The 18,239-nt window shown below is 64.5% G+C and carries 18 protein-coding genes and 1 riboswitch; of the genes, 12 read left to right on the forward strand and 6 right to left on the reverse strand.

Features of this window, described 5'->3' with window-relative positions; all coding sequences use genetic code 11:
* Positions 1-119: 119 nt before the first annotated feature.
* Together QM801_RS09110 and panC are read left to right on the forward strand one after the other, a co-directional pair.
* Positions 120-605, forward strand: a complete 486-nt coding sequence (locus QM801_RS09110; protein WP_415018888.1) for an Lrp/AsnC ligand binding domain-containing protein — start codon at positions 120-122, stop codon at positions 603-605.
* The gene (gene panC, locus QM801_RS09115) at positions 602-1,444 is read left to right on the forward strand and encodes a pantoate--beta-alanine ligase (protein ID WP_415018889.1); all 843 of its coding nucleotides are present in this window, start codon (positions 602-604) and stop codon (positions 1,442-1,444) included. The genes QM801_RS09110 and panC overlap by 4 nt, the downstream gene beginning before the upstream one ends.
* On the opposite strand, the gene QM801_RS09120 is transcribed toward panC, so the two are convergent.
* Together QM801_RS09120 and QM801_RS09125 are read right to left on the reverse strand one after the other, a co-directional pair.
* Positions 1,441-1,887, reverse strand: a complete 447-nt coding sequence (locus QM801_RS09120) for a GNAT family N-acetyltransferase (protein ID WP_415018890.1) — start codon at positions 1,885-1,887, stop codon at positions 1,441-1,443. The genes panC and QM801_RS09120 overlap by 4 nt on opposite strands.
* Complete coding sequence (locus QM801_RS09125; RefSeq protein WP_415018891.1) at positions 1,884-2,300, reverse strand: DUF1489 family protein; 417 nt, start codon at positions 2,298-2,300, stop codon at positions 1,884-1,886. Before QM801_RS09125 ends, QM801_RS09120 begins: the two co-directional genes overlap by 4 nt.
* A 91-nt stretch (positions 2,301-2,391) precedes the next feature.
* Between QM801_RS09125 and QM801_RS09130 the strand changes: the two genes are divergently transcribed.
* Complete coding sequence (locus QM801_RS09130) at positions 2,392-2,598, forward strand: dodecin family protein (protein WP_415018892.1); 207 nt, start codon at positions 2,392-2,394, stop codon at positions 2,596-2,598.
* 57 nt (positions 2,599-2,655) lie between these two features.
* Here the strand turns inward: QM801_RS09130 and QM801_RS09135 are convergent, their stop codons facing one another.
* The 3 genes from QM801_RS09135 to QM801_RS09145 all read right to left on the reverse strand — a co-directional run bounded on the left by QM801_RS09135 (position 2,656) and on the right by QM801_RS09145 (position 7,173).
* Positions 2,656-4,041, reverse strand: a complete 1,386-nt coding sequence (locus QM801_RS09135; protein ID WP_415018893.1) for an SPOR domain-containing protein — start codon at positions 4,039-4,041, stop codon at positions 2,656-2,658.
* A 104-nt stretch (positions 4,042-4,145) separates the two neighbouring features.
* Entirely contained in the window at positions 4,146-5,438 is a 1,293-nt protein-coding gene (locus QM801_RS09140; RefSeq protein ID WP_415018894.1) for an HlyD family type I secretion periplasmic adaptor subunit, read from the reverse strand.
* Positions 5,439-5,442: 4 nt separating this feature from the next.
* The gene (locus tag QM801_RS09145; protein ID WP_415018895.1) at positions 5,443-7,173 is read right to left on the reverse strand and encodes a type I secretion system permease/ATPase; all 1,731 of its coding nucleotides are present in this window, start codon (positions 7,171-7,173) and stop codon (positions 5,443-5,445) included.
* A 153-nt stretch (positions 7,174-7,326) separates the two neighbouring features.
* Positions 7,327-7,537: riboswitch (cobalamin riboswitch) on the forward strand.
* 38 nt (positions 7,538-7,575) lie between these two features.
* On the opposite strand from QM801_RS09145, the gene QM801_RS09150 reads away from it, so the two are divergent.
* From QM801_RS09150 to cobO, 5 genes are read left to right on the forward strand one after another with little or no spacing between them, the layout of a single operon-like run.
* Positions 7,576-7,749, forward strand: coding sequence for a CbtB domain-containing protein (locus QM801_RS09150; protein ID WP_415018896.1), 174 nt, complete (start codon positions 7,576-7,578; stop codon positions 7,747-7,749).
* A gap of 15 nt (positions 7,750-7,764) precedes the next feature.
* A complete protein-coding gene (locus QM801_RS09155; RefSeq protein WP_415018897.1) occupies positions 7,765-8,511 on the forward strand; it encodes a CbtA family protein in 747 nt (248 codons plus the stop codon).
* Positions 8,508-9,542: a cobalamin biosynthesis protein CobW gene (gene cobW / locus QM801_RS09160; protein WP_415018898.1), complete on the forward strand. Its 1,035-nt coding sequence runs from the start codon at positions 8,508-8,510 to the stop codon at positions 9,540-9,542. Before QM801_RS09155 ends, cobW begins: the two co-directional genes overlap by 4 nt.
* Positions 9,542-13,201: a cobaltochelatase subunit CobN gene (cobN, locus tag QM801_RS09165; protein ID WP_415018899.1), complete on the forward strand. Its 3,660-nt coding sequence runs from the start codon at positions 9,542-9,544 to the stop codon at positions 13,199-13,201. Before cobW ends, cobN begins: the two co-directional genes overlap by 1 nt.
* Positions 13,198-13,833 carry a cob(I)yrinic acid a,c-diamide adenosyltransferase gene (gene cobO, locus QM801_RS09170; RefSeq protein WP_415018900.1) on the forward strand — a complete coding sequence of 212 codons (636 nt, stop codon included), beginning with the start codon at positions 13,198-13,200 and terminating at the stop codon, positions 13,831-13,833. Before cobN ends, cobO begins: the two co-directional genes overlap by 4 nt.
* Before the next feature lie 109 nt (positions 13,834-13,942).
* Here cobO and QM801_RS09175 read toward each other — a convergent pair whose 3' ends face one another.
* On the reverse strand, positions 13,943-14,428 hold the full coding sequence (locus tag QM801_RS09175) for a hypothetical protein (protein WP_415018901.1): 486 nt from the start codon (positions 14,426-14,428) through the stop codon (positions 13,943-13,945).
* Positions 14,429-14,626: 198 nt separating this feature from the next.
* Between QM801_RS09175 and QM801_RS09180 the strand changes: the two genes are divergently transcribed.
* The 4 genes from QM801_RS09180 to cobI are packed head-to-tail and all read left to right on the forward strand — an operon-like array spanning position 14,627 to position 18,238.
* A complete protein-coding gene (locus QM801_RS09180) occupies positions 14,627-15,724 on the forward strand; it encodes a sirohydrochlorin chelatase (protein ID WP_415018902.1) in 1,098 nt (365 codons plus the stop codon).
* Entirely contained in the window at positions 15,721-16,347 is a 627-nt protein-coding gene (locus tag QM801_RS09185; protein ID WP_415018903.1) for a precorrin-8X methylmutase, read from the forward strand. The genes QM801_RS09180 and QM801_RS09185 overlap by 4 nt, the downstream gene beginning before the upstream one ends.
* A complete protein-coding gene (cbiE, locus tag QM801_RS09190; protein WP_415018904.1) occupies positions 16,344-17,549 on the forward strand; it encodes a precorrin-6y C5,15-methyltransferase (decarboxylating) subunit CbiE in 1,206 nt (401 codons plus the stop codon). Before QM801_RS09185 ends, cbiE begins: the two co-directional genes overlap by 4 nt.
* A complete protein-coding gene (cobI, locus tag QM801_RS09195) occupies positions 17,546-18,238 on the forward strand; it encodes a precorrin-2 C(20)-methyltransferase (protein WP_415018905.1) in 693 nt (230 codons plus the stop codon). Before cbiE ends, cobI begins: the two co-directional genes overlap by 4 nt.
* Position 18,239 lies beyond the last annotated feature (1 nt).

The following is an 18,239-nucleotide window of genomic DNA, read 5'->3' on the forward strand; positions in this document are numbered from 1 at the left end:
TCCTGCGGGCGAGACATAGCGGAATCGCCGAAGCGCTTTTCACCAAGTTGATACCGCATCCTATGCCTTTTCCGGGCAGTCTGCTATCCCGGTGGTGAAAATCCACACCGGAGCCCATCATGATGGCGGAACTCGACAGCATCGATTTGAACATTCTCGGCCAGCTTCAGCAGGATGCGCGCCTCTCCGTGACCGACATGTCCAGGCGGGTGAACCTCTCGGCCACGCCCTGCACGCTGCGCATGCGGCGGCTGGAGCGGGACCGCATCATCCTTGGTTATCACGCCCGCATTTCGCCCGCCGCTTTACAGGCCGCCCTGCTCGTCTTCGTGACTGTGAAGCTCAAGGCCACCGACGAGGCCACGCTCGCCGCCTTCAACACCGCCGTGAAGCCGGTGAAGCAGATCCTCGAATGCCACATGACCGGCGGCGGCTTTGACTACCTGCTGAAAATCCGTGTACGGGATATGGCGGAGTATCGTGAGATTCTCGGAGGCGTGATCGGGCAGTTGCCGATGGTTGAAGGCACGCACTCCTACTTCGTCATGGAAGAGGTGAAGGAGACATCCATGTTGCCGATCCCTGCCCGCGGACGCGATGCATGAGCATGATCGTTGCCCGCTCCCTTTCCGACCTCCGCGACGTGGTGGACCTGTGGCGCGGCGAAAGCCTGAGCACCGCTGTGGTGCCCACCATGGGCGCACTCCACGAAGGCCACATCAGGCTCATTGCCGAGGCGAAGGAAAAGGCCGAGCGGGTGATGGCGACGATCTTCGTCAATCCAAAGCAGTTCGCAGCGAACGAAGATCTCTCCCGCTACCCGCGTGACGAGGAAGGCGACCTTGCCAAGCTGGAGGACGCGGGCTGCGACCTCGCCTATCTCCCCAATGCCGATGAAATCTATCCGCCGAGCTTCGTCACCACCATCACGCTGGGCGGCCCCGCCAAGGCCGGCCTGGAAGACAAGTTCCGCCCGCAGTTTTTCGATGGTGTTGCTACGGTTGTCGCCAAGCTCTTCATTCATACAGCAGCAGACTTTGCGATCTTCGGCGAGAAGGATTACCAGCAGCTTCTCGTGGTCACGCAGATGGCCCGCGACCTCGATCTTGGCACCGAGGTGATCGGCATTCCCACGGTGCGCGAGGATGATGGCCTCGCCAAGTCGTCGCGCAACCGCTACCTCTCCAAGCACGAGCGGCATCAGGCCACTGCCATCTACCGCACGCTGGAACAGGCTGCCGACAAGATCCGTGCCGGCGGCGATCCGCAGGTCGCGACCAAGGCGGCCTCGCGCTCGCTGATGACGCTGGGCTTCGAGGTAGACTACGTGACCGCCCGCAATGCCGAGACACTCGCAGTGCCCACCCGCAACGACGAGCCCCTGCGGCTTCTGGCGGCGGCGCGCATCGGCAAGACCCGTCTCATCGACAATATCCCGGTCTAGAGGTCCTTGAACAGAAGCAGGCGGCCATCACCCGTGAAGCCGAGCTTCCGGTAGTAGGCGCGCAGGCCGTGGTGGTCTTCGCCGTCGGGCGTCACCGTCACCTGATAGCCCGCCACGCCGCGCGAACGCAGCCAGTCCTCAATCCCATCGACAAGAAGCTTTGCGACACCGAGGCCGCGGGCATCCGGCAGCACGTAGAGGTCACCCATCTCGGCCCACCAGCCGAACTCGATTCCGAATTCCATCGATGCGGTGGCAACGCCCACCACCGTGTCGTCGCTCTCGGCGGTGATCAGCAGGCAGGTGTCCAGTCCGGCGAGCATCTGCACGCGCTCGGCGATCACGGCCGGCGGCGTGGTGAAGCCTTCCTCCGCGAAAAAGCGCTGCAGCAGATAGGTGGCGGCGGTCAGGTCATCGTCAGCCGTGAGGCGCCTGAGCTTCACAGCAGGCCCAACTCGGAGAGCTCGCGCCGCATCTTTTCCGACAGGCCCTTCACGTCGTCACGCTTCGGCATGTCGGGCGGCACGTCTGCTTCTTCGAGATAGCGCCAGCCCTGGAAGGCGCGGCGCGGCGTGGGCCGCACATAGATCACCTTCGGCTTGAAGACGATGCGGCAGCGGCTGATGCCGTCGGCCCCAGTCACTTCCTCAAGGTCGGCGATCGGCTGGCGGCACAGCACCATGCCGCGGATCACCCAGTAGAGCGAACCGCCCGGCAGGATTTCCTCCTTGCGGCGCGGGAACATGCGGGTCACGTGATCGAGCGTGTCCCGCCCTGCCCTGCAATCGGCAATCCAGCTTTCCAGCTCCTCGACGCTTTCCGCACCGACACACAATTTGATCAGGTTGAGTGGCATGTCACATTTTGATCCTGCCGGTGGATTTAGCCTCCCCTTGCCCCCTCGGCAAACCGCCGCAACGGGGGTGTGCAAAACCCGGAGGACTGCCATGACAGCCGTCGCAAAAGTGATTGAGCTTACTTCATCTTCCACCAAGTCCATCGAGGACGCGATCGAGACGGGTATCGCGCGGGCCGACTCCACTCTCGACAATGTCGAGGGCGCCTGGGTTCAGGAGATCAAGTGCACGGTGAAGAACGGCAAGGTGGCGGAGTGGCGGGTCAACATGAAGGTGACCTTCCTGCTGAAGGACTGACGCCATGCAAAAAGGGCCCGCATGCGGGCCCTTTCAATTGTCATAGTGCGAGACGGTTCAGGACTTCGAGACGAAGCACTGCACGCCGCCCGCCTTGAGCTTCTTGCAGGCGGCCGCAGCGGGGGCCTGATCCTCGAAGTGCAGGCGCACGCGGTAGTAGACGCCCTTGGTGCCGAGGTCAGCCTTGACCACGATGGGCTCGAGGCCCTGCAGCACCTTCTTGCTCTTCTGCATCTTCTTGAAGGTGGACCAGGCCGCATCCTCGCTCGAGGCTGAGGCGATCTGCACCATGTAGCCCGAGGGCTGCTGCGTCACCTCAGGAGCCGGATCAGTCGAAGCTGTGGTTTCGGCGGCCGCGGGTTCGGAGGCAACGTCGACAGCCGGATCAGACACCGGCTCGGCGGAGGCCGTATCGGTTGCGGCAGGTTCGGCGGCGGGTGCCGGTGCGGGCGCAGGCGTTTTAGCCGCAGCCACAACCTTCTTTTCCGGCGGGGGAACGGCAGGAACTTCATCGACGGTGATGCCCTTCGACGGGTCAAGCGCGCCCGTTCCCGAAGCCACGTAGCTGGCGTTCTCGATCGAAGGCACGCGGTCGAAATACTTCTTCGGCTTCTTCGGCTTCACCGTGGCCGCAGACTGCATTTCGTTCGGCACATCCACAGCCTTCACCACACCGGTGGAGGCGACAGGCGCCGCGTGATTGCCGATGGCGGCAACGGAACCCGTCGCCATCGGATCGGCGTCGGCGTCCTGTACGGCGGCATTCTCGGAGGTATTGAGCTTGTTCATCTCGGCAAGCGCACCCTGATGCTCAGGATTCACGGCGAGCACGGAAGCCAGCGCGCGGCGGGCATCGATGGGACGGCGCAGTGCCACATAGGTGAGCGCCATGCCGAAGTTCACCTTGGCAAGGTCGGGATGATGATGTTCGATTGCCCGCTCATAGTCGGACAGCGCGAAGAGAAGCTGTCCGCTCTCGCGCAGCGCCGTGGCGCGTCCGTAATAGGCATGGGCGAAATCGGGGTTGAGCAGCAGCGCCGAGGTGAAATCCTCGACGGCACCCGGAAGGTTGTTCAGCTTCTCGCGTGACAGGCCGCGGTTGTAGAGGGCCGTGGCGCGCAGCGCCGGCGACATGGAGTCAAGCGCGAGTGCCTGGGTGTAATCGGCAATCGCCTGCTCGTCGGCTGACTTCTGCTGATAGGCCAGCGCGCGGTTGAGAAGCGCATTGGCGAGCACTTCCTTCTCGAGCTGACGGGAGTTGATGGCTTCGGTGTAGGATGCAATCGCCGCATCCGGATTGCCGGCCTGCAATGCCTGGTAGGCGTCCCGCGTCAGGCTGAGCGAGGCGGACGGTGAACTGGCGAGAGCAGAACTGCCATTCGTGGCAAACGCGGCAAGAAACGCAGCACTGACAAACGCAAACGATACGCGACGAACTTTCATGGTCCGCGATAATGGTGAGTTAGGGTTAAAAGAGAGTTGCCCCGCCGGGAGAATTTGGGCCTCAGGTGTTAAGAAAGGGCAAACACCCTGTGCCAGGCCTGACGTTATGTCTCGCGCCACACGTGGGCGATCTGATCCCACAGGGGTTTCACCAGATAGGTGAGCGGCGAGCGCGCCTCGGTCTGGATGAAGGCTTCCGCCATCATGCCGGGCTTCAGCTTCTGGGTGCCGAGCCGTTGCAGCTCCTTGGCCGGGATGGTGAGGCGCACGGAGTAGAACGGTGAGGTGTTGTTGTCGGGCCGCGTCACATCGGCAGAAACCTGCGTGACCTCGGCGCCCACCTCGGGCGTGAGACGGGCATTGAAGGCCGGGAAGCGCACCTGCGCCGGCTGACCGGTCGTGACCTGGTCGATGTCGTTGGGCATGACCTTCGCCTCCAGAACGAGATCGTCGTTCTCGGGCAGGATCTGCATCAGCGTGTCGCCCCGGCCGATGACCCCGCCCTCGGTGTGAACGGCAAGCTGATAGATGGTGCCGGTGATCGGTGCCTTGATGCTGGTGCGGGAAAGCCTCGCCGACGCCGCCACGCGCTTTTCCTGAAGCTCGGCGATGCGGGCTTCGGTGTCGCGCAGGTCGCCCAGCGCCTGGGTGCGGCGGTCTTCGTTGATCTGGAGGATGCGAAGCTTCACTTCGCCAATCTTGGATTCAGCCCCGGCCCGGTTCGAGACCAGTTCAGCCTGCACGCCCTTGAGCCGCGCCGCCTCGCGTTCGGTCGACAGGACGCGGCTGTTGGGCACAAGCCCCTGCTCCTGGAGCTTGCGCAGGCCTTCGAGTTCTTGCTCGATCAGTTCGGACTGGGTGGTCTGTGCGGTGATCTGGGCATCGATGCCGGCGATCTGCTCGTTGAGCTGCTGGACCTGCTGCTCAAGCTGTTCCACCTTGCCGCTGTCGAGGTCGTTGGAGGAGACGAGCAGCTTCTGCTGCCCTGCGATGATGGAGGCGATTGTCGGCTCGCCCGCGCGAGGCTGCAGCTCAGCCGGCACGGCGAGGTCATTGCTGCCGTCGCGCTGTGCCTCGAGCCTTGCCTTCTTGATCATCAGTTCATCCAGCATGCCCTGGAGGATGCCGAGTTCAGCCTTGGCCTCGGTCGTGTCGAGCAGCAGCACGTCCTGCCCGCTCACCACCCGGTCGCCATCCTTGACGAGGATGCGCGAGACGATGCCGCCTTCCGAGTGCTGCACTTTCTTGGAATAGCTTTCGACCACAAGCGTGGCGGGCGCGATCACCGCACCGTTGATGTTGGCGGAATAGGCCCAGCCGCCGAGCACGCCCACCATGGCGATGATGGAGACATATCCGGCGATGATTAGGGTCCGTGTGGAGCGGGTGGTGTCCATGCCGTCAGGCCTTCATCTCGGGAAGTGCGATCACGGGTGTGGCGGAAACGCGGGACGGGCCGTCCGGGCTTGCAACGCTTCGCGGACGCGTCACCTGCTTGAGAACATCCTCGCGGCGGCCATAGGCGGCCTGCTTGCCTTCGGCGAGCACGAGCACATCGTCGACCGCCTGCAGGGCGCTGGGGCGGTGGGCGACGATGACAAGGGCAGCACCGCGCTGCAGCGCGGCGCGAATGGCGGCATCGAGGGCGGCTTCGCCTTCGGCATCGAGATTGGAATTGGGTTCGTCCATGACGATAAGGGCGGGATCGCCATAGAGGGCGCGGGCAAGCGCCAGGCGCTGGCGCTGTCCGGCGGAGAGGCGTGCCCCTTGCTCGCCCAGCATGGTGTCGTAACCCTGCGGCAGGCGCATGATGAGGGAGTGAACGTTGGCGAGCTTTGCCGCCGCGACTATTCCCGCTGCATCCGGCTCTTTTGCGAAGCGCGAGATGTTCTGCGCCACTGTGCCATCGAACAACTGCACGTCCTGTGGCAAGTAGCCCACGTAGCGGAAACGGTCGGCCTCGCTGCGCTGATCGAAGGTGGCGCCATCCAACCGAACGCTGCCGCGCGCCGGTTCGAGCACGCCAACAAGCACGCGAGACAGCGTGGACTTGCCTGCTCCCGTGGGGCCGATGACGCCCAGGCCGGTACCAGGCCTCACGGTGAAGCTGAGATTCTGGAGCACCGGCTTTTCCTGGCCCTGCATCACGACGGTGAGGTTCTCGACTTCCAGCAACCCCTTGGGTGGCGGCAGCGGCATGGGATCGCTCACCGGCTGAACCGCGGCCAGAACCTGGTCGAGGCGTGCCACCGCCTTGCGGAAGGAAAGGAACTGCTGCCAGTTGGCAACCGCCTGCTCGATGGGGGCAAGGCCGCGCGACATGATGATCGACGAGGCGATGATGGTGCCGGGCGTGATCTCATGCTTCAGCGCCAGCCAGGCGCCCAGCGCCAGCATGCCGGACTGCACCATCAGGCGGAAAACGCGCGAACCCGTTCCGAAGATGCCGCCGCGGTCGCTGGCCAAGGTGCTGGCATCGAGGGCGGCCTGCTGTTCGCTGGCCCACCTGTCGCGCATCATCGCCTTCATGCCGAGGGCATGCATGGCTTCAGTGTTGCGGCGTGCCTCTTCGTTCATGGCGCTGGCAGCGACAGTCGCGGCAGTCGCGGCGGCCACCGGCTTGCGGGTGGCGCGTTCGGTGAGCAGCGCAAGCACGAAGATGAGAACAGCGGCCGAAACACCTGCAATACCGAGTATGGGGTGAAGGCCGAAGACGACGCCGAGGTAGATCACCACCCACGGCATGTCGAGATAGGCGAAGGGTCCCTGGCCCGAGAGGAACTGGCGGATCGTTGACATGTCCTGGACGGGCTGGCCGCCGGTGGAAGGCGCCTTGCGCAGAGCCAGCATGGCCACCGCATCGAAAACCCTGCCCCGGAGTGATTCCTCGAAATTCCGCCCGATCCGCACCATGAGCCGGGCGCGGACCACCTCCAGAAAACCGTAGTAGAGGTAGAGCACGGCCACAATGAGCGTGAGGGCAATCAGTGTGGGGACGCTCCCAGATGTCAGGACGCGATCGTATACCTGCATCATGAAGATCGAGCCTGTCAGCATCAAGAGATTGGAAATACAGGAGAAAAGCCCGATCGACAGGATCACGCGGCGGTGCGACCAAAGCTGATTGGTCACCTCATGTGCCGTTTTCGAATTTGCCCCAGCCATCGCGATCCACCCGTGAATCATAACCTGTTGCCACGGGCGCGTATAGACCAGGTTAACGAAGCCTTGTCGTTTCGTCTCATTCAGGAGGCGGCAATCGGCTTGACGGCGCAGGGGGCATCGGGCATTCCTCCATGGTCCGGTGCTGAAGACCCAGGAGGGTCGAAGCCGAACAGGGAACGCGGTGAGGATGACCCAATCGGGGCCAAATCCGCGACTGCCCCCGCAACTGTGAGCGGCGAGGATGTGGCATATGTCACTGGGTAACACCGGGAAGACGCCACCTCCGCCAGAGCCGCAAGTCAGGAGACCTGCCGGACAAGACGCCGGGCTAACCATGCCCAAAATTCATCTGGTCGCACGGAGGGTGACATGACCACCAACACGATTTCCAACTCCCGTTCCATTTCCCAGCGCGCTACGGCCGGCCTGATCAGCCTTCTGATCGGTGTCAGCATGGTGTTCGCCGTGGGCTTGTCCCACATTTCGGCTGTGCATAACGCGGCGCACGATACGCGCCACGCTATCGGCTTTCCCTGCCACTAAGCCGGAGCTCCTCACATGATCGGACGTTATGTGCTGGCGGCACTTGTCGCCGGCCTGCTCGCTGGCGGGGTGTTGACAGTTCTCCAGAACTTCAGGCTCACCCCCCTCATCCAAGCTGCCGAGGTTTATGAAAAGACGGATGACGCCAAGAAGGAAGCGGCCGGCCAGGCCGCCGGAGAGACCGCCGCGCCAGCCTGCAAGGAAACCATGCCGGGCATGAAGATGTGCCCGGATGACGGCGGCACCGAATGGGAGCCCGCACCCGGCCTTGAGCGCATCGGCCTCACCGGCGTGGCGTCGCTTCTCGCGGGCGGCGGCTTTGCAGCCATTCTTGCCGGGCTCTCGCTGCTGCTCAACGTGCCCATCACCCGGGCCAACGGGTGGGTGTGGGGCTTGAGCGGTTATCTCGCCGTGCATGTTGCCACGGGGGCGGGTCTTGCCCCTGAAATTCCGGGCATGCCGGTGGCTGATCTGCTTGCCCGCCAGATCTGGTGGGTCGGCACGATCATCGCAACCGGTGCCGCGATCTACTGCTTTGCCATCCGCAAGGAATACTGGGCGCTCGCCCTTGGCGTGGTGCTGCTGGCCCTGCCCCACATCATCGGCGCTCCCGTCGCTCCCGAAGGTGAGACGTCGGTTCCACCCGGCCTGGCGGCAGACTTTGCGGCCAATGCGCTGGCGTGTGCCGCCGTGTTCTGGCTGGTGATGGGCTGGCTCCTGGGCCGCATTCTTCCCTCCTTTGCCCAGAAGCTTGAAACATGAGCGAGAAAATTCCGGCCACCGTCATCACCGGCTTTCTGGGTGCTGGCAAAACCACGCTGATCCGTCACGTGCTTGCCAATGCCAAGGGCCGCAAGCTCGCCCTCATCATCAACGAGTTCGGCGACGTGGGCGTCGATGGTGAGATCCTCAAGGCTTGCGGCAATGACGCCTGCGGCGAGGACGACATCATCGAACTCGCCAACGGCTGCATCTGCTGCACCGTGGCCGACGACTTCGTGCCGACCATGACGAAGCTGCTCTCCCGCAGCGAGAAACCGGACCACATCATCATCGAAACCTCGGGGCTTGCCCTGCCGCAGCCGCTGGTGCGGGCCTTCAACTGGCCCGACATCAAGGCGCAGGTAACGGTCGATGGCGTGCTCACGGTCGTGGATGGCAAGGCGCTGGCAGAAGGCCGCTTCGCCGATGACGAGGAGGCGCTCGCCGCCCAGCGCGCCGAAGATCCCAACCTCGATCATGAGAACCCGATCGAGGAGCTGTTCGAGGACCAGCTCAATGCCGCCGACATGGTGATCCTCAACAAGTCGGACCTGCTGAGCGAGACGGAGCGCAAGGCGACCGCCGATGAGCTCAAGGGCAAGCTTCGCCCGGCCACGCGGCTTGTGGCAGCGCAGAACGGTGCGGTCGATCTCTCGGTGCTGCTCGGCGTCAAGGGCAAGGCCGAGGACGACATGCACAACCGCCTCTCGCATCACGAGATGGAAGGCGAGGAGCAGCACGACCACGATGACTTCGTCACCTTCATCGTGGAGCTTCCGGCAAAGCAGGACCGCGCGGCGCTGCTCAAGACAGTGGAGCGCACCATCGCCGGCCACGACATCCTGCGCATCAAGGGCTTTGCCGATGTGGCGGGCTCGGACTCGCGCCTGCTGCTGCAGGCCGTGGGGCCGCGCCTCAACAGCTACTTCGACCGGCCCTGGGCCAAGGGCGAAGAGCGCGCCACCCGCCTCGTGGTGATCGGCGAAAAGCACATGGACCGCAAGGCGATCGAAGCCGCGCTGCAGGGCTGATGCACCTCCTTGCCACCACATCCGGCGTTGTCGACGGCGCTGCGGAGGCAATCGATCTCAAGCAGCCGCCGGGCGACATCGTCATCCTCTCGGCGGCAGACAGCGAACTCGCCAATCTCGCGGGCGCGCTCGACAGGTTGGGCGAAAGCTTTCCGCAGGTGCGCCTCGCCAACCTGATGCTCCTGCAGCACAACTATTCAGTCGATCTCTACTGCGAACGCACGCTGGCGAACGCGAAGCTGATCGTGGTGCGATTGCTGGGCGGTGAGAGCTACTGGCCCTATGGCGTGGCGTCGCTGCGGGCGCTGGCGGCGGAGACGGGTGCGAAGCTCGCGATCCTGCCCGGTGGCAGTACGCCTGATCCTGCAACGTCCGCACTCTCGACGATCGCTCCTTCCGAGGCCGAGCGCCTGCGCCAGTACTTTGCGCAAGGTGGTCCGGAGAATGCGATGGCGCTGCTGCAATACTGCGCCGCGCTGCTCACGGGCGAAGGCGATGTGCCGCTGCCGCAATCCTTCCCGCCTGCAGCTGTCTATCGCACTGATGCAGGCACGGTGGGCCGGGTCGGAATCCTGTTCTACCGTTCGCTCACCGAGGGCGGGCAGACAAAACCCATCGACCTTCTGTGCGAGGAACTGTCGGCCCGTGGTCTTGCCGTGTCGGCCCTCTACATCGCGAGCCTGAAGGACCCCGCAAGCCAGGGCCTGATCCGCAGCACGTGGAGCGACGCGCCACCGGACGTGATCATCAACGCCACCGCCTTTGCGGTGGGTGACGAGTCGCAGGACCCGCTCGCCCCCTTCGATTGCCCGGTGCTGCAAGTGACGCTCGCTGGAAGCACCGAGACTGACTGGCGCTCGTCTGCGCGCGGCCTCGGCGCCAAGGACCTTGCCATGTCTGTCGTGCTGCCGGAACTCGATGGCCGCATTGCCACCCGCGCCCTCTCCTTCAAGGCCGATGCGCAATGGCATGCTCGCAGCCACTGCCGCATCGTCACCTATGCCCCCGTGCCGGACCGCATCGCCTTCGTGGCCGATCTCGCCGCCAACTGGGCCAGGCTTCGCCACACGGCCGCGCGCGAGCGCCGGACCGCCATCATCCTCGCCAACTATCCCAACAAGGATGGCCGCATTGCCAACGGCGTGGGCTACGACACACCCGCCAGCACCATCGCCATTCTGAACGCGCTTGCCGCCGAGGGGCACGACGTGCGCGATGTGCCCGAGAGCGGCAATGCCCTGATCGAAGCGTTGCAGGCGGGGCGCACCAATGCCTCAGGCGGCAAGACCTCCGCCATCACGCTGCCGATTGCGGAATACGTGAGTCACTTCAAAGCCTTGCCGCCCGAGGCTCGCGCGGCGCTGGAGGCCCGCTGGGGCGCGCCGGAGAAGGACCCGTTTGTGACGGGCGATGCCTTCCACCTGCCGCTGCTGCAATTCGGCAATGTGGTCGTCGGCATCCAGCCCGCGCGCGGTTACAACATCGATCCGAAGGCGACATATCACGATCCGGCGCTGGTGCCGCCGCACGGCTATCTCGCCACCTATCTCTGGCTACGCCACCACTTCGGCGCGCAGGCGATCATCCACAACGGCAAGCACGGCAATCTCGAATGGCTGCCGGGCAAGGCGACGGCGCTCTCGGCGTCGTGCTGGCCGGAGATTGCACTCGGCCCCCTGCCGCAGTTCTATCCCTTCATCGTCAACGATCCCGGCGAAGGTACGCAGGCGAAGCGGCGCACCGCCGCCGTCATCATCGACCACCTCACGCCACCCCTCACCCGTGCCGAGTCATACGGCCCGCTCAAGGACCTCGAAGCGCTGGTGGACGAATACTATCTCGCCTCAGGCCTCGATCGCCGCCGTGTTGCGGCGCTGAAGGAGAACATCCTCGACCTCACCCGTCAGCACCGCCTCGATCAGGATGCGGGCTTTACCGGTGACGATGAGGCCGATCTGCAACGGCTGGACGCCTATCTCTGCGATCTCAAGGAAGCGCAGATCCGCGATGGCCTGCACATTCTGGGCGCGGCACCGCAGGGCCAGCAGGAGACCGACCTTCTCGTGGCACTCACCCGCGTGCAGCGCGGGCAAGGCGAAGGCGGCGACCAATCGCTGGTGCGCGCGCTGGCACAGGACTTCGGCCTCGGCTTCGATCCGCTCGCCTGCGCCTTTGCCGAACCGTGGAGCGGTCCGCGGCCCGCGGAACTGCAGGCTCTCTCCGATGCGCCGTGGCGCAGCACGGGCGATACGGTGGAGCGGCTCGAACTCCTTGCGCAGGCCGTGGTCGAAGGACGAGCGTCATCGCCCGGTCCCGCATCTGCTGCGGTCATCGAGACCATCACCGCCACGCTGCGCCCGGCTCTTGCGGCCTCAGCGCAGAACGAGATCGCCAACCTGTTGCACGGGCTTGCGGGCCAGCGCGTCGCACCCGGTCCCTCGGGCGCGCCCACGCGCGGGCGTCTCGATGTGCTGCCCACGGGCCGCAACTTCTTTTCCATCGACAACCGCACGCTGCCCACACCTGCGGCGTGGACCTTGGGCAAGAAATCCGCCGATGCCCTGCTCACCCGCCACTTCCAGGATACCGGGCAACACCTTATTTCCGTTGCCCTCTCGGCCTGGGGCACGGCCAACATGCGGTCCGGCGGCGACGACATCGCGCAGGCCCTCGCGCTGATCGGGGTGAAGCCGCAATGGGACACGGCAAGCTGGCGCGTCACCGGTTTCGAAGTGATCCCGCCTGCCGTGCTGGGCCGTCCGCGGGTCGACGTGACGATGCGCATCTCCGGATTTTTCCGTGATGCCTTCCCGGCCCAGATCGAATTGCTCGACAAGGCAATGCAGAGCGTGGGCAGCCTCGACGAAAGTGAACACGACAACCCCATCTCGGCACGCATGCGGCGCGAGGCGAAGGCTCTTGCCGCCGCCGGCATGAGCGATGCGGAGGCCCGCACCCTTGCCGGGCAGCGCATCTTCGGGGCGAAGCCCGGTGCCTATGGCGCAGGCTTGCAGGCCATGATCGATGAAGGCATCTGGGAGACGCGTGCCGATCTCGCCGCCGCCTTTGTCACCTGGGGCTCCTATGCCTATGGCGCAAAGGCGGAAGGCCTTCCCTCCGAAGAAAGTTTCCGCCGCCGCCTCGCTGCCGTCGAAGCCGTCATCCACAATCAGGACAACCGCGAGCACGATCTGCTCGACTCCGACGACTACTACCAGTTCGAAGGCGGGCTCAGTGCCGCCGTTGAAACCGTCTCGGGCAGGAAGCCCGTCAGCTATCACAACGATCACTCCCGCCCCGAGCGCCCCGTGGTGCGCACCCTTGATGAAGAGGTCGCGCGGGTTGTGCGCTCGCGCGTCGTCAATCCCAAGTGGGTCGCCGGCGTGAAGCGCCACGGTTACAAGGGCGCCTTCGAGATTGCCGCCACGGTCGACTACATGTTCGCCTTTGCCGCCACGGCGGACGCGGTGAAGTCCCACCACTTCGACCTTGCCTATGACGCCTATCTCGTGGACGATGACACCCGACGCTTCATCGCCGAGAACAATCCGCAGGCGCTGAAGGAAATCGCGGCACGGCTCGAGGACGCCATTGCGCGGGGGCTGTGGCAGCCGCGCCTCAATTCCACCTACGACCGCCTGAGAGATTTGCAGAGATGAGCGACGACACCTCCCACGACAACGACGAGAATAGCCACGACCTTGCCCGCCATCACGAGAAGATGGCCAAGAAGAAGGCTGCCCGCGCCAAGATCATGGCGGGCAAGACCATCGAGCGCGGTCTGCTGATCGTCCACACCGGCAAGGGCAAGGGCAAGTCCACCGCCGCCTTCGGCATGGTCTTCCGCTGCATCGGGCACGGCTTCAAGTCGGGTGTCATCCAGTTCATCAAGGGGGCGTGGGACACGGGCGAGCGCACCGTGCTGGAGAAGTTCCCCGATCTCGTCACCATCAAGGCGGTCGGCGAAGGCTTCACCTGGGAAACGCAAGACCGCGCGCGAGATATCGCGCACGCCCGTGAAGGCTGGGAGGAAGCGAAGAAGCTGATCGCCGATCCCACTTACAAGATGGTGATGCTCGACGAGTTGAACATCGTGCTGCGCTACGACTACCTGCCGATGGATGAAGTGCTCGAGGTGCTGAAAGCCCGCCCGATGGACAAGCACATTGTCATCACCGGCCGCAACGCGCGCGACGAACTGATCGAGATCGCGGACCTCGTCACCGAAATGGAACAGGTGAAGCATCCCTTCCGCTCGGGCGTGAAGGCGCAGGCCGGCGTGGAATTCTAGCGCAACGGACGATCAAATCGGAACGATTTGAGAGAGGAAAGTTGCGCCAGACATTTGTTTTAACGCATCTTTCGCGTCGCAAGTGGATTCCACTTGCTCGCACGATGCGTTAGCCGCAGCTCCCTTCGCCCGGCTTCAGCGTGCTGTTGAGCAGCTTGATCGCGGCATCGAACTCCGTCTTCCGCGCGGCAGGATATTCGAGGCGGTAGGCCGCATGGGCGTCGCCGCCGCAGGTGATGATGATGCGGGCGTAGAAAATGCGGTCGCCCTTGGTGCCGGAATAGCTGGCCGATGATTTGGTGACCGTGCCCTGATAGGTGATCGTCCAGCCGTCATCCGTCTCGTAGGCCTTGTCCTGCGCCACCTCGCCCACGAAATCGCCGTCCATGGTCCAGCCCCCTGACAGCACCAGATCGGCGCTGCGGTCGGCAGTGTGGAAGATCCGCCCGTCGCCGTTTTCCGGCTCGGGGTCGGCGACGGTGAAGCCGGGCGGCAGTTCCGCGAAGAAGCCGAAGCGGGCGTTGCCGTAGATCTCGCCCCCATGGGCCGCGCCTGCGCCCGCAAGCACCGCCAGAACAAGGCTGATTTGCCGCATGACTGTCCTCCGGTCAGGGTCTGCAGAATGTCGCAATCCGCCTTGCCGGGCAAGCGCACCGCGCTATAAGGGCGGGCAGCAGTGCTTCTCCAGAAGCTGAAAGACATTCCGGTGCGGCGGACCCTGAGCGGCGCCAAGACGGAGCTGCCTTCCAACCGGCCCTTTCCGCCGGACTGCATGACATTCGGAAGGCAGGACATGAGCGAGAAACTTGGTGTGATGTTGTGTGGTCACGGCAGCCGCGACACGAATGCGGTGCGTGAATTTGCCGTGCTGGCCGGACACCTGAAGGACCGCCTGCCGCAGTATCCCGTGGAGTTCGGCTATCTCGAATTTGCCACCCCCATCATCCGCGACGGGTTGGACAAGCTTCGCGCCGAGGGCGTGAACCGCGTGCTCGCCGTGCCGGGCATGCTCTTCGCTGCCGGCCACGCCAAGAATGACATTCCGTCAGTGCTGAACACCTATGCGGCGCAGAACGGCATCACCATCAACTATGGCAAGGAATTGGGCATCGACCCCAAGATGCTGCGCGCCGCCGGCGACCGCATCGAGCAGGCGCTGAAGGCGGCGGGCGATCACATCTCGCGGCACGAGACCCTGCTCGTGGTGGTGGGCCGCGGCGCCTCCGACCCGGACGCGAACTCGAACGTCTCGAAGGTCATGCGCATGTTGTGGGAAGGCTTCGGCTTCGGCTGGGGCGAGGTCGCCTATTCCGGCGTCACCTTCCCGCTGGTCGAGCCCGGTCTCGAGCATTGCGTGCGCCTCGGCTTCAAGCGGATCGTGGTGTTCCCCTATTTCCTCTTCACCGGCATTCTCGTCGACCGCATCTATGATGCGACGGATGCGGTCGCGGCCCGCCATCCCGAAATCGAGTTTGTGAAGGCACCCTATCTCAATGATCATCCAGCAGTGATCGAGACCTTCGTGGAACGTCTCGAGCAGATCATCACCGGCGACATCGCCATGAACTGCCAGCTCTGCAAGTACCGCACCCAGGTTCTGGGCTTCGAGGCGGAAGTGGGCGCGGTGCAGGAAAGCCACCACCATCATGTGGAAGGGATCGGCACCAACGGCAAGGCGGCGGACGGCCCGTTCGAACTCGCCTCGCGCCCCGAGGCTGCGCACAGCCACGCGCATGATCACGGCCATCACCACCATCACGGGCACGACCACCATCACCATGATCACGGCCACGGCCATTCGCACGATCATGACCATGGCCACACCCACACACCCTATCCGCATGCCGATCATCCGCTGGGGCCACGCACCCTCAAGCCGGACAAGAAATGAGCGCCTATTTGAAGAACCCTGACGAGATCTACGCGTTATCCTTCCAGATGATCGACGCGGAAGCCGACCTTTCCCTGATTCCTGCAAATGCCCGGGCCGTGGCCCGCCGCATGATCCATGCCTGCGGCATGACCGATATCGCCAAGAGCCTCGTGATCTCGCCGGATTTCGTTCCCTCCGCTGAGGTGGCGCTGCTGGCTGGCGGCAAGGTGCTTGTCGATGCCGAGATGGTGCGTCACGGCATCATCGCGAAACTGATGCCCGACCGTGAGCGGATCATCTGCACGCTGAACGATCCGCGCACCAAGGAAGTGGCGGCGGAGATCGGCAACACCCGTTCTGCTGCTGCCGTCGAACTCTGGCGGCCCCATCTTCAGGGTTCCGTCGTGGTGATCGGCAATGCCCCGACCGCCCTCTTCCACCTGATGGACATCATCGATGCAGGCGCACCGCGCCCTGCCGCCATCGTGGCGCTGCCCGTGGGCTTCGTGGGTGCTGCCGAAAGCAAGGAACAGCTCATCGCCAATCCGCGTGGCGTGCCCTTCCTCGCCCTGCGTGGCCGGCAGGGAGGCTCAGCCATGGCCGCGGCAGTGATCAACGCGCTCCTCGGAGGCAATGAATGAGCCACTGGCTCACCATCGCAGGCATCGGCGAAGACGGCTTCGAGGGCCTCGGCGCCCGCGCCCGTCACGCCCTCGCCACGGCAAAGCATGTGGTGGGTTCGGAGCGTACGCTCGCCATGTTGCCTGCCTCCTCCGCCAAGCGTCATGAATGGCCGCAGCCCTTCGCCGCCGTGGTCGAGCAGCTGAAGGCGCTGCGTGGCGAGCCCACAGTGGTGCTGGCGACCGGCGACCCCATGAACTTCGGTGTGGCCCGCAAGATCCTCACCTTCGTGGCCAAGGACGAGACCGAGATCATCCCCCATTTCTCTGCCTTCTCGCTTGCGGCGGCGCGGATCGGCTGGTCGCTGCCCGATTGCGACTGCTTCACCATCCATGGCCGTCCCGCCGCCAATGTGGAGGGCTTCATCCAGCCCGGCGTGCGCCTCCTGATCCTCACCGAAGATGAAACTTCGGTCGCGGAAGTCTGCCGCCGTCTTGTGGCGCGGGGCTTCGGCGCAAGCGGCGTCACCGTTCTCGAGAACATGGGGGGTCCGCGCGAAAAGGTGGAACACTTCGCCGCCCACGCCATGCCGGCGCGCAGCTGGTCACCGCTCAACACGCTCGCCGTGCACTGCATCGCCGCGGCAGATGCCAAAATCTGGTCACGTGTGCCCGGCCTTTCCGACGACGCCTTCCGCCACGACGGCAAGATCACCAAGCGCGAGGTGCGCGCCGCAACGCTGGCGGCCCTCGCACCGGCGCCCGATCAATTGCTCTGGGATGTGGGCGCGGGCTCCGGCTCCGTCGGCATCGAATGGATGCGGGCGGTGCGGGGCTGCGAGGCCATCGCCATCGAGCCCGATGCCGACCGCCGCGCCATGATTGCCCATAATGCCGATGCGCTCGGCACGCCCCGCCTCAAGATCGTACCCCACGCCGCGCCCACGGCTTATGATGCGCTGCCTGCGCCCGATGCGGTGTTCATCGGCGGCGGCATTTCCGAACCTGGCACCTTCGAGGGTGCGTGGGAGCGCCTTCGCCCCGGTGGCCGCATGGTCGCCAATGTGGTCACGCTCGAGGGCGAAATGCACCTCTACGACCTGCAGGAAAAATTCGGCGGCGAACTCGTGCGCATCGATGTCTCGGTGCTCACCCGCGTCGGCAACTTGCGCGCCATGCGGCCCCGCATGGCCGTCACGCAATGGCGGCTCGTCAAGCCATGAGCAGCCCCGGCACACTCTATGGCGTCGGCGTCGGCCCCGGTGACCCCGAACTCATGACGGTGAAGGCCTGGCGCCTTCTCTCCACGGCGAAGGTCATTGCCTATCTCGCCGCCAACGGCAGCGACAGCACCGCCCGCTCCATCGCCGCCCCCTTCCTGCCAGATGATGCGCAGGAGATCATCATCGATGTTCCCATGCGCACCGAGCGCGAGCCTGCGCAAGCCGCCTATGATCAGGGTGCAGCGGAAATCGCCACGCACCTTGCCCGCGGAGATGACGTGGTGATGCTCTGCGAGGGCGACCCCTTCTTCTACGGCAGCTTCATCTACGTGTTCGAGCGGCTGGCGAAGTCCTTCGAGTGCGTTGTCGTGCCGGGTGTCACCTCGGTCACGGCCTGTGCTGCGGAGCTGCGTCAGCCCCTGTCGCGCCGCGACGACGTGCTGAAGGTCCTGCCCGCCACCATGGATGCCGACCGCCTGCGCGATGAACTTGCCACCTGCCAGACGGCGGCCATCATCAAGGTGGGCCGCCACTTCGGCAAGGTGAAGCAGGTGCTCTCGGCTCTTGATCTCATCACCCGCGCCACCGCCATCACCAAGGCGACGCAGGATGATCAGGCGATTCAGCCGGTTGAGACGATTGCGGACGACAGCCTGCCCTACTTCACCACCATCATCGTCAGGGTCTGAG

This window comes from Aestuariivirga sp. (genome assembly GCF_047600585.1).
GTDB lineage: Bacteria > Pseudomonadota > Alphaproteobacteria > Rhizobiales > Aestuariivirgaceae > Aestuariivirga.

What these genes read in the sequence shown, in the direction of transcription:
- QM801_RS09110 (WP_415018888.1), top strand. Translation starts at nt 120, where the DNA reads ATGATGGCGGAACTCGACAGCATCGATTTGAACATTCTCGGCCAGCTT.
- panC (WP_415018889.1), top strand. Translation starts at nt 602, where the DNA reads ATGAGCATGATCGTTGCCCGCTCCCTTTCCGACCTCCGCGACGTGGTG.
- QM801_RS09125 (WP_415018891.1), bottom strand. Translation starts at nt 2,300, where the DNA reads ATGCCACTCAACCTGATCAAATTGTGTGTCGGTGCGGAAAGCGTCGAG.
- QM801_RS09130 (WP_415018892.1), top strand. Translation starts at nt 2,392, where the DNA reads ATGACAGCCGTCGCAAAAGTGATTGAGCTTACTTCATCTTCCACCAAG.
- QM801_RS09135 (WP_415018893.1), bottom strand. Translation starts at nt 4,041, where the DNA reads ATGAAAGTTCGTCGCGTATCGTTTGCGTTTGTCAGTGCTGCGTTTCTT.
- QM801_RS09140 (WP_415018894.1), bottom strand. Translation starts at nt 5,438, where the DNA reads ATGGACACCACCCGCTCCACACGGACCCTAATCATCGCCGGATATGTC.
- QM801_RS09150 (WP_415018896.1), top strand. Translation starts at nt 7,576, where the DNA reads ATGACCACCAACACGATTTCCAACTCCCGTTCCATTTCCCAGCGCGCT.
- QM801_RS09155 (WP_415018897.1), top strand. Translation starts at nt 7,765, where the DNA reads ATGATCGGACGTTATGTGCTGGCGGCACTTGTCGCCGGCCTGCTCGCT.
- cobW (WP_415018898.1), top strand. Translation starts at nt 8,508, where the DNA reads ATGAGCGAGAAAATTCCGGCCACCGTCATCACCGGCTTTCTGGGTGCT.
- cobN (WP_415018899.1), top strand. Translation starts at nt 9,542, where the DNA reads ATGCACCTCCTTGCCACCACATCCGGCGTTGTCGACGGCGCTGCGGAG.
- cobO (WP_415018900.1), top strand. Translation starts at nt 13,198, where the DNA reads ATGAGCGACGACACCTCCCACGACAACGACGAGAATAGCCACGACCTT.
- QM801_RS09175 (WP_415018901.1), bottom strand. Translation starts at nt 14,428, where the DNA reads ATGCGGCAAATCAGCCTTGTTCTGGCGGTGCTTGCGGGCGCAGGCGCG.
- QM801_RS09180 (WP_415018902.1), top strand. Translation starts at nt 14,627, where the DNA reads ATGAGCGAGAAACTTGGTGTGATGTTGTGTGGTCACGGCAGCCGCGAC.
- QM801_RS09185 (WP_415018903.1), top strand. Translation starts at nt 15,721, where the DNA reads ATGAGCGCCTATTTGAAGAACCCTGACGAGATCTACGCGTTATCCTTC.
- cbiE (WP_415018904.1), top strand. Translation starts at nt 16,344, where the DNA reads ATGAGCCACTGGCTCACCATCGCAGGCATCGGCGAAGACGGCTTCGAG.
- cobI (WP_415018905.1), top strand. Translation starts at nt 17,546, where the DNA reads ATGAGCAGCCCCGGCACACTCTATGGCGTCGGCGTCGGCCCCGGTGAC.